8 protein-coding genes are annotated in these 9,116 nt (G+C 68.4%); 3 read left to right on the forward strand and 5 right to left on the reverse strand.

Annotation, left to right across the window (positions count from 1 at the left end):
• Position 1: 1 nt before the first annotated feature.
• From ACFUTU_RS13865 to ACFUTU_RS13880, 4 genes are all read right to left on the reverse strand, one after another.
• On the reverse strand, positions 2-922 hold the full coding sequence (locus tag ACFUTU_RS13865) for an FAD binding domain-containing protein (RefSeq protein ID WP_377965177.1): 921 nt from the start codon (positions 920-922) through the stop codon (positions 2-4).
• A complete protein-coding gene (locus tag ACFUTU_RS13870; RefSeq protein WP_377965179.1) occupies positions 913-2,193 on the reverse strand; it encodes an XdhC family protein in 1,281 nt (426 codons plus the stop codon). Before ACFUTU_RS13870 ends, ACFUTU_RS13865 begins: the two co-directional genes overlap by 10 nt.
• A 213-nt stretch (positions 2,194-2,406) precedes the next feature.
• Entirely contained in the window at positions 2,407-3,972 is a 1,566-nt protein-coding gene (locus ACFUTU_RS13875) for an NCS2 family permease (protein ID WP_377965181.1), read from the reverse strand.
• 6 nt (positions 3,973-3,978) lie between these two features.
• Positions 3,979-4,473, reverse strand: coding sequence for a nucleoside deaminase (locus ACFUTU_RS13880; protein WP_377965183.1), 495 nt, complete (start codon positions 4,471-4,473; stop codon positions 3,979-3,981).
• A gap of 391 nt (positions 4,474-4,864) precedes the next feature.
• On the opposite strand from ACFUTU_RS13880, the gene ACFUTU_RS13885 reads away from it, so the two are divergent.
• Both ACFUTU_RS13885 and ligD read left to right on the forward strand, forming a co-directional pair.
• Complete coding sequence (locus ACFUTU_RS13885) at positions 4,865-6,259, forward strand: 8-oxoguanine deaminase (RefSeq protein WP_377965185.1); 1,395 nt, start codon at positions 4,865-4,867, stop codon at positions 6,257-6,259.
• 112 nt (positions 6,260-6,371) lie between these two features.
• Positions 6,372-7,619: a non-homologous end-joining DNA ligase gene (gene ligD, locus ACFUTU_RS13890; RefSeq protein WP_377965187.1), complete on the forward strand. Its 1,248-nt coding sequence runs from the start codon at positions 6,372-6,374 to the stop codon at positions 7,617-7,619.
• 7 nt (positions 7,620-7,626) lie between these two features.
• Here ligD and ACFUTU_RS13895 read toward each other — a convergent pair whose 3' ends face one another.
• The gene (locus ACFUTU_RS13895) at positions 7,627-7,797 is read right to left on the reverse strand and encodes a hypothetical protein (protein WP_377965189.1); all 171 of its coding nucleotides are present in this window, start codon (positions 7,795-7,797) and stop codon (positions 7,627-7,629) included.
• A 369-nt stretch (positions 7,798-8,166) separates the two neighbouring features.
• On the opposite strand from ACFUTU_RS13895, the gene pucL reads away from it, so the two are divergent.
• Positions 8,167-9,075 (forward strand): factor-independent urate hydroxylase, encoded by a 909-nt coding sequence (gene pucL / locus ACFUTU_RS13900; RefSeq protein ID WP_377965191.1) that lies wholly within the window; start codon positions 8,167-8,169, stop codon positions 9,073-9,075.
• The last annotated feature ends 41 nt before the right edge of the window (positions 9,076-9,116 follow it).

Below are 9,116 nucleotides of genomic sequence, written 5' to 3' on the forward strand. Positions count from 1 at the left end.
CTCAGGCCCCTCTCTTGGTCTGCTGTGTCTTTTGCGGCGGCCAGAAGTCGCCGGAAACTGTTGCGGGCTCTCCGGCCGGGATGCCGAGTTCCGCCCGGATTTCCAGGGCGAGGCGGTGCGTCATGTCGCGGCGCCAGGCGGGCAGCCCGTGGATGTCGTCGTGGTACAGGCTCTCCGGGATGGTGGCCTCGAGTTCTGCGGCCAGCTCCGGCACCTCGGGCAGGGAATCGAACCGGAGCTGCACGGGCCGTTTGGTGGCGGCGGTGACGGTGAGCGTGAACCGGTCGCCGGCGTCGAGCCTTCCGATCAGGAGCACCCCCGACCTGCCAAGGTTGCTCAGCGAGAGGCGGCGGAACGCCGCGCGGGAGGACAGGGCCGACGCCGGCAGGCTGACACTGCGGAGCAGCTCGCCGGGTGCCAGGGCATTTTGCCCGTCCCCGGTGATGAGCTCGGCCACCGGCAGCTCCCGGCGGGAGCCTCCCGGGCCGAGGACAGTGGCCGTGCCGTCCAGCCCGGCACACAGCGAGATCATGGGGCCGGCCGGCAGGGACGTGCACAGGTTGCCGCCGACCGTGGACATGTTCCAGACCTTGAAGGAAGCCACGAAGGAGTCGCAGCAGGGCCGGATCAGGTCCAGGCCGGGCCAGTTGGCGGCCCCGGAATCCTCCGCGGCCAGCCGCTCCGGAAGCGCGTACAGTTCTGCGACCGTGCAGGTGGCGGCGAGCTCGATGCCGTCCGCCGTGACCGTGACCGGCTGCCAGCCGGCCGAGCCGAGGTCCAGCAGGCGCCGCAGCGGCTCCGGGCCGAAGGCGGTGCTGCCGTAGGAAAAGAGGACGGTGCCGCCCGCAAGCCAGGCGTCGCCGTCGCGCCAGTCGGCGGGGTCGGTGGTGCGGACCACCGCCTCGATGGTGTTCATGTCCATGCGATCTCCTGGGATGCCTGTTCTGTCGTAATTGCCGGTGCGCCGGCGGCGGGAAGGGAATGGATGGGTCCGGTGCCGTTCCGCAGCGGGGTGCAGGCGGCGGAGCCGGTGCGGGCCGCGATCAGCTCGGCGGTGATGGACACCGCCACCTCCGCCGGGGTGACGGCGCCGAGGTCCAGGCCGATGGGCGAATGCAGCCGGGCCAGCCGCTCGGGTGCAACGCCCGCCTCGAGCAGCCCGTCGATGCGCTGCCGGTGGCTGCGGCGCGAGCCCAGGGCGCCGACGAACGCGACGTGGAGTCCCAGGGCTTCCTGCAGCAGGGGAATGTCAAATTTGGGGTCGTGGGTCAGGACGCAGATCACCGTGCGGGCATCGGTCCGGCCGGCTGCTGCTTCGGCGGCCAGGTAACGGTGCGGCCAGTCAATGGCCACCTCGTCCGCGGCCGCGAAGCGCTCCTGCGCCGCGAACGCCGGCCGGGCGTCGCAGAGGGTGACGCGGTAACCGAGCAGCTTCGCGGCGGGCACCAGCGCTGCGCCGAAGTCGTTGGCACCGAACACCAGCAGCCGGGCCTGCGGCAGCCGGCTTTCCACCAGCAGCGTCACCGGCTCCGGCGAGGTGGTACCGCCGCAGCCCTGCAGGGGGGCCAGCCGGACCAGACCCGTCCGGCCGCCGTGCAGCAACGGTTCGACCTGCGCCGCGGCTGCCAGGACCGCTTCCCGCCTCGCTTCAAGGCCCAGCCCCGGGGCGCCCAGCTCCGCAGCGCCCAGTCCCAGCAGTGCCGCCAACTCGGCTGATCCGGCTGCCCGGAAGCTTCCGGGGTCCGGAATCACGACGGCGGAGGGCGGCTGCGCAAGTGCCCCCTCCCCCGGAGCGTCGATGCGCCGGATCAGGGCCAGGGGCCGTTCGGGATCGCCGGCGGCAAGCGTCCGGAGTGCCGCGAGACCGGTGGCGCTGCCGTCCAGTGGCTGGATGTGGACCTCCAGCTCGCCGCCACAGGTGAGCCCGACGGCGAATGCGTCCTCGGGACTGTACCCGAACGCCTCAAGGCGCGTGCCGCCGTCGGCCATCACTTCCAGCGCCGAGGCAACCACGGCCCCCTCCACACAGCCGCCGGAGAGGCTGCCGAGGATCTCGCCCGATTCGGACACCAGCATGGAGGTGCCGGGCGGTCGCGGCACGGAGCCGCTGGCGGCGATGATGGTGGCGACGGCGCACCGTTCCCCGGTGGCCGCCGGGCGCCAGCCGGCCAGCGAAGGCATCAGGTCCAGCATGGCAGCACTCCCTCGTCCCGTCCGATGGTGCCCATATTGTCGTTCCTTATCTCGGTAGTGGAAAGTGTTTGGCGCGGATCCGGATGCCGGTCCGGCCCGGCGACACGCAAACGGTCCGGGGATTTGCGGATTCCCGTGTCCGCCGGCCGTTTGCGCGTCGCGGTGCGTTTTCCGGATCCTTGCCGGGTCCTAGGGCGGTTCCTAGGCCGGTTCCTAGGCCCCGAGCAGCGCCCCGACCGGACCCCGCGCGAAGTAGATGACGAAGCCCACAGTCACCACCCACATCAGCGGGTGGATCTTCTTGGCCTTGCCGGAGGCCGCGCCGATCACGGCCCACGTCACGAAGCCCACGCCGATCCCGTTGGCGATCGAGTAGCTCAGCGGCATCGTGACGATGGTCAGGAAGGCCGGCAGCGCCACCGCGAACTTGGTGAACTTGATCTCGCGGATCTGCGCCATCATCATCGCGCCCACCACCACCAGGGCTGCGGCTGCCACCTCGAGCGGCACCACGCTGGTGAGCGGGGTGAGGAACATCGATCCCAGGAACAGCGCGCCGGTGACCACCGAGGCGAGCCCGGTGCGGGCCCCCTCCCCGATCCCCGCAGCGGAGTCGATGTACACGGTGTTGGAGGAGCCCGACGTCGCGCCGCCTGCCACCGCCCCGACGCCTTCGACGATGAAGGCGGACTTGAGCCGCGGGAACGTGCCGTCCTTGTGCGCCACGCCTGCGCTCTTCGCGAGCCCGGTCATGGTGCCCATGGCGTCGAAGAAGTTGGTGAACACGAGCGTGAACACCAGCATCGTGGCGGCCAGGCCGCCGATCCGGCCGAAGGCGCCGAACAGGTCGAACTGACCCACCAGGCCAAGATCCGGTGCGGAGACCAGGTGGCCGGACAGCACCGGGGTGTTCAGGTGCCAGCCGCCGGGGTTGCTTTCGCTGGCGGGGCCGATGTGCAGGATGGCCTCGACAACCGCGGCGAGCGCCGTCGTTGCGACGATGCCGATGAGCAGGCCGCCCTGGACCTTCCGTGCCACGAGGATGCCCATGGTCAGCAGGCCGACGATGAACACGATGGTGGGCACGGAGGTAATGGAGCCGTTGTCGCCGAGCTGGACGGGCGGTCCGCCGGCGGTGGCCTTGACGAAGCCCGAATCAACAAAGCCGATGAAGGCGATGAACAGGCCGATGCCCACCGTGATGGCGGCCTTCAGCTCCTTGGGCACGGCCCGGAAGATCGCTGTCCGCGCGCCGGTGACACCGAAAAGGACGATCAGGATGCCGTTGATGACCACCAGGCCCATGGCCTCGGCCCAGGTGACCTCCTGGATGACCGCCACGGCGAGGAAGGAGTTGATGCCCAGCCCCGCCGCGAGGCCGAACGGCAGGTTGGCGATCAGGCCGAACGCGATGGTCATGACGCCGGCTGTCAGCCCGGTGACAGCACCCACCTGTGCCGCGGAAAGCCAGCCGCCGGCGACGTCCGTCGGGGCGTTGTCAGCGCTGAACCCGCCGAGGATCAGCGGATTGAGGATCACGATGTAGGCCATCGTGAAGAAGGTGACCAGTCCGCCGCGCACCTCGCGGGCCACGGTGGAACCGCGCCGGGTGATGTGGAAGAAGCGGTCCAGGAGCGAGTTCGACGACGGGGGCTGGGGGCTGGTGCCCCGGTGCGCCTTGCCGGCTGTCTGGTGCATTTCGAGTGCCGCTGTCTGCCCTGCACCCTCGAGCGCAGCCTGCTTTTCAGCGGAATTGTCCAGGATTGTCATGTCAGCCACCGGGCCCTAGTAGTCAATCCTGGATTCGAGCGTGTTCCAGGTGTTGAACGGTTCCAGGATGGCCGGGGCTTCAGGGTGGCCCAGCTCGAGCTTGGAGACCGGCATCAGGCTGTTCCGGTCCTTGTTGTCGAAGTACTCGTAGAAGACGGCGTCGTCGAAGCCAACGGAGGCGGCGTCGTGCCGGTCGGCGGCGAAGACCACGCGGTCGATGCGGGCCCAAAGAGCGGAAGCGAGGCACATGGGGCACGGCTCGCAGCTGCTGTAGAGGGTGGCCCCGCGGAGGTCGAAGGTGCCAAGCCCGCTGCACGCGCGGCGGATGGCCGTGACCTCGGCGTGGGCTGTGGGATCGTTGTCGGCCGTGACCCGGTTGACGCCGTCGAACGTCTGACCGTCGGCGGTGACGATCACGGCGCCGAACGGGCCGCCGCTGTTCAGGACGTTGGCGGTTGCCAGCTGGATGGACCTGGCCAGGAATGCCTCGGCCGTGACGGTGGTACTCATGATGCGACTCCCTTTGCTGTGGAAGCCGGTACCCGCGGACGGACGGAAGGGACCAGATGCGACGGTTACCAGGCTTCAGCATGTGCTTTTGAAGGTTAAGTTGCGCCTGGTAGATAGCTTCCCGGAGTCCGGGTGCCCGCCTTTGGCAACATCGAGAGTAGCACCCGGATGTGGTCCGCGCCATAGTTTTCTGGAAACTTAATTTCGTAATGTGAAATGACTGCTGCGCTGGTACTGTCGCAATCCGTCGCCGTTGACGGGCCCCGCGCCGCCGCCCTACGCTGGTGCCGATCTGCTGCCCGGACGTCGCGTTACAGGGCAGCCCGTCCCCTGGATCAGCAGACAGGACCACTGAGCTGGAAAGTATCAGCACGCTCAGACAAGGACCCTCATGACCCAGTCCCCTGCCCCCTCAGCAACGCTCACCCTTCCGGGCACTGAATCCCGGCTCTGGATCCGGAACCCGCTGGCAGCCTTCACCGCCAACAGCCTCGACGCCTCCGGCGGCCTGGTGGTGAGCGGAGGCAAAATCGTGGAGGTGCTGGGCGCCGGGCAGCAGCCCGCCTCACCCTGCGGGCAAACCTTTGACGCCTCCGCGCATGTGCTGCTGCCTGGCCTGATCAACACGCACCACCACTTCTACCAGACCCTCACCCGCGCGTGGGGGCCGGTGGCCAACGCTCCCCTGTTCCCCTGGCTGCAGAACCTCTACCCGGTCTGGGCCCGGCTGACCCCGCAGGATCTGGAACTGGCAGCCACCGTGGCCCTCGCCGAACTGCTGCTCTCCGGCTGCACGACCGCCGCGGACCACCACTACCTCTTCCCGGCCGGGATGGAGGACGCGGTCGACGTCGAAATCGGCGCCGTCCGGCGCCTGGGCATGCGGGCAACGCTCACCCGCGGCTCCATGACACTGGGAGAGGACGACGGCGGTCTGCCGCCGCAGTCGACGGTGCAGGCGCCGGAGGCGGTGCTGGCGGACAGTGAACGGCTCATCCGGCAGTACCACGAGCGCGGCGACGGTGCCGTGATCCAGATTGCGCTGGCGCCGTGTTCGCCGTTTTCCGTCACCAAGGAGATCATGGCCGAGAGCGCCGCACTGGCGGACCGGCACGACGTCCGGCTGCACACCCATCTCGCTGAAACCCTCGACGAGGAGCAGTTCTGCCTGGAGACGTTCGGGCTGCGCACCGTGGATTACCTGGACAGCGTGGGCTGGCTGACGGACCGGACATGGCTGGGCCACGGCATCCACTTCAGCGACGCTGAAATTGCCCGGCTGGGGGCAGCCGGAACCGCCGTCGCCCACTGCCCGACGTCGAACATGCGCCTTGCCTCCGGCACCGCCCGGGTGCTCGAACTGGAGGACGCGGGAGTGCCCGTGGGGCTGGGAGTGGACGGATCGGCGTCGAACGATGCATCCAACATGATTCTCGAGGCGCGGCAGGCACTGTACCTGCAGCGGCTGCGTTACGGTGCGCACGTTCCGGTGGAGCGGGCGCTCGGCTGGGCCACGCGGGGATCGGCAGCGGTGCTGGGACGGCCGGACCTGGGGCAGCTGGCGCCCGGCACGCAGGCGGACCTGGCCCTGTTCCGGCTGGACGACCTGCGGTTCTCCGGCAGCCACGACCCTCTTGCTGCCCTGCTGCTGTGCGCCGCCGACCGCGCGGACCGCGTGATGGTGGGCGGCGAATGGCGGGTGGCCGACGGGCAGATTCCGGGGCTGGACGTGGCCGGGCTGATCGCGGAGCATTCGGCGGCAGCGCGGCGGCTGGTGAACGGCTGACCCCTCCCCCTGCTCCCGCCATTTCGACGGTTCCCTGCGCAGACGACGATTCGCAGCGTCGAGTGCGCACGGAACCATCGAAACGGGGCCGGCCAACTGCTAGCGTGGCGGCATGACTCCGTCGAAGACGCCGGCCGAGATCCTGGACATTGCCGGCCACGAGGTCCGCATCTCCAGCCCGGACAAGGTGGTGTTCCCGGAGCCCGGGCTGACCAAGCTGGACCTGGTGCGCTATTACCTGGCGGTTGCGGACGGTGCGCTGCGCGGGGCGGGCGGCCGGCCGATGGTGCTCAAACGCTTCCCGAAGGGCATCGACTCAGAGCCGTTCTTCCAGAAGCGCGTGCCGGACAACCATCCCGAATTCATCGACACCACCACATTGCACTACGCGTCGGGGACGTCGGCGGAGGAGGCGGTGATCCGGGATGCCGCAGGCCTGGCATGGGTGGTGAATCTCGGTTGCCTCGACCTCAACCCGCATCCCGTGCGCGCCGAGGACCTGGACCACCCGGATGAACTGCGGGTGGACCTCGATCCGATGCCGGGGGTCGACTGGTCCCAGATCGTGGACGTCGCGTATGTGGCCCAGGAGGTGCTCGACGACGTGGGGCTGGTGGGGTGGCCCAAGACGAGCGGTTCGCGCGGGCTCCACATCCTGGTGCGCATCGCGCCGGAGTGGTCCTACCGCGACGTGCGGCTCGCGGCCGAGGCCCTCGCACGGGAGGTCGAGAACCGCGCCCCCGGCCTCGCCACCGCGCGCTGGTGGAAGGAGGAGCGCGGCGAGAGCGTGTTCGTGGATTTCAACCAGAATGCGAAGGACCGCACCGTGGCATCGGCCTATTCCGTGCGGCCGCTGCCCGATGCCAGGGTTTCCACACCGCTCACCTGGGAAGAGGTCCGCTCAGCCCGGCCGGAACAGTTCACGGTGCCTGCGGTGCTGGAGCGCTTTGCGCACGTTGGCGACCCCCACGCCGGCATTGACGGTGCCGTTGGCTCACTGGACGGGCTGCTCTCGCTGGCCGCCGAGCTCGGCCCGGCGGAGAAGGCCCCGCGTGGCGTCAACGGCACCGGCCGCCGGCAGTCCGTGATGCCGCTCATCGAGGTGGCGCGGACGAGGACCAAGCCTGAGGCACTGTCGGCCCTGGAGGAGTGGAAGTCCCGGCACGCGGACGTTGTGCCGGCGCTGCATCCGGCCGACGTGCTGGTCGACGGCATGCGCGGATCGAGCTCGCTCTGGTACCGGGTGCGCGTGAACCTGCAGCACGTCCCGGAACCGGAGCGGCCGCCCCAGGAGGAGCTGATCGCCAGCTACGACCCCTGGGCCGGCAAGGAGTGGCCCGGCCGCCCGGAGGAGTCCTGAATCTGGGCTACCTCCGGCCGAAGACCGGGAGCGCCCGGAGCCACCGGGACAGGCCGCCGGAGCGCCGGTCACAGTCCGCCGGAATGTAGAAGTCAGGATCCGTGGCGCCAAACGGCAGGTACAGCTCCTGGCCGGGTGCCGGGAATTCCGAGACGTTGTTCTGATCCTTCGGGTCCATCTGTTCCTCCTCGTTTCTTGCCTTTGCCGCTCCCAGATTTCATAAAGCGGAAAATTGTTTTTGATATGTGAAATCCTATGCAGCTGCCGCGGGCAGCGTCAAGACGTTCGGCTCCACAGGCCGGAGCCGCCCCGGTCACAATCCGTTTTTTCAATTTGTGATGTACACCACCGGCATGCTGCGCTACGCTTGTAGGCAATTCGTGGCGCAGGTCACGTAACCTGGGAGCAGCAGGCAGGGTCGTAATGAGCTGGCATCAACTGATGTCGGCTCATTTTTGTTTGGGTCGACGCCATAGGAAATGCGTGGAACACGCGCTTAATTTCTATGTGGGACCCCGTTCCACATACCGGAAGTTGGGAACAGACCATGAGCAACAAGATCGTCCTCGGCCACAACCAGTACGGCAAGGCCGAAGTCCGCGTCGTCAAGATCACCCGCGACACCGACCGGCACGAGATCGAGGACCTGAATGTCACCTCGCAGCTCCGCGGTGATTTCGAAGCCGCCCACCTCGAAGGCGACAACGCCCACGTCGTGGCCACCGACACCCAGAAGAACACCATCTACGCCTTCGCCCGGGAAGGGGTGGGCTCCCCCGAAGCTTTCCTGCTGCGCCTCGGCGAGCACTTCACCTCCGGCTTCGACTGGGTCACCGGCGGCCGCTGGGAAGCCGAGTCCTACGCCTGGGAACGCATCCAGGCGCACGGCAGCGCACACGACCACTCCTTCGTCCGCAAGGGCCAGGAAGTCCGTACCGCCGTCCTGGTCCGCGACGGGGACGCCACCCACCTGATCTCCGGGCTCAAGGACCTGACCGTCCTGAAGTCCACGCAGTCCGGCTTCATCGGGTACCCGAAGGACAAGTACACCACCCTGCAGGAGACCACCGACCGCATCCTCGCCACCGACGTCTCCGCCCGCTGGCGTTTCAAGTCCGGCACGGATTTCAGCTCGCTGGACTTCAACAAGAGCTACGAGGACGTCAAGAGCCTCCTGCTCGAGGGCTTCACCGAGAAGTACTCCCACGCCCTGCAGCAGACCCTGTTCGACATGGGCGCCAAGGTCCTGGAGGCCCACAGCGAGATCGAGGAAATCAAGTTCTCGATGCCGAACAAGCACCACTTCCTCGTGGACCTCTCGCCGTTCGGGCTCGACAACCCCAACGAGGTCTTCTACGCGGCCGACCGTCCGTACGGCCTCATCGAAGCGACAGTCCTGCGCGATGACGCCGAAGCAGCCGACGCCGCCTGGTCAGGCATCGCCGGCTTCTGCTAAACCCCAGCCGGCCGGCCCGCGGACTCGAAGCCCCGCGGGCC

This window comes from Arthrobacter sp. NPDC057388, assembly GCF_042668165.1.
Taxonomy (GTDB): domain Bacteria; phylum Actinomycetota; class Actinomycetes; order Actinomycetales; family Micrococcaceae; genus Arthrobacter.

What these genes read in the sequence shown, in the direction of transcription:
- pucL (WP_377965191.1), top strand. Translation starts at nt 8,167, where the DNA reads ATGAGCAACAAGATCGTCCTCGGCCACAACCAGTACGGCAAGGCCGAA.
- ACFUTU_RS13870 (WP_377965179.1), bottom strand. Translation starts at nt 2,193, where the DNA reads ATGCTGGACCTGATGCCTTCGCTGGCCGGCTGGCGCCCGGCGGCCACC.
- ACFUTU_RS13865 (WP_377965177.1), bottom strand. Translation starts at nt 922, where the DNA reads ATGGACATGAACACCATCGAGGCGGTGGTCCGCACCACCGACCCCGCC.
- ligD (WP_377965187.1), top strand. Translation starts at nt 6,372, where the DNA reads ATGACTCCGTCGAAGACGCCGGCCGAGATCCTGGACATTGCCGGCCAC.
- ACFUTU_RS13885 (WP_377965185.1), top strand. Translation starts at nt 4,865, where the DNA reads ATGACCCAGTCCCCTGCCCCCTCAGCAACGCTCACCCTTCCGGGCACT.
- ACFUTU_RS13895 (WP_377965189.1), bottom strand. Translation starts at nt 7,797, where the DNA reads ATGGACCCGAAGGATCAGAACAACGTCTCGGAATTCCCGGCACCCGGC.
- ACFUTU_RS13880 (WP_377965183.1), bottom strand. Translation starts at nt 4,473, where the DNA reads ATGAGTACCACCGTCACGGCCGAGGCATTCCTGGCCAGGTCCATCCAG.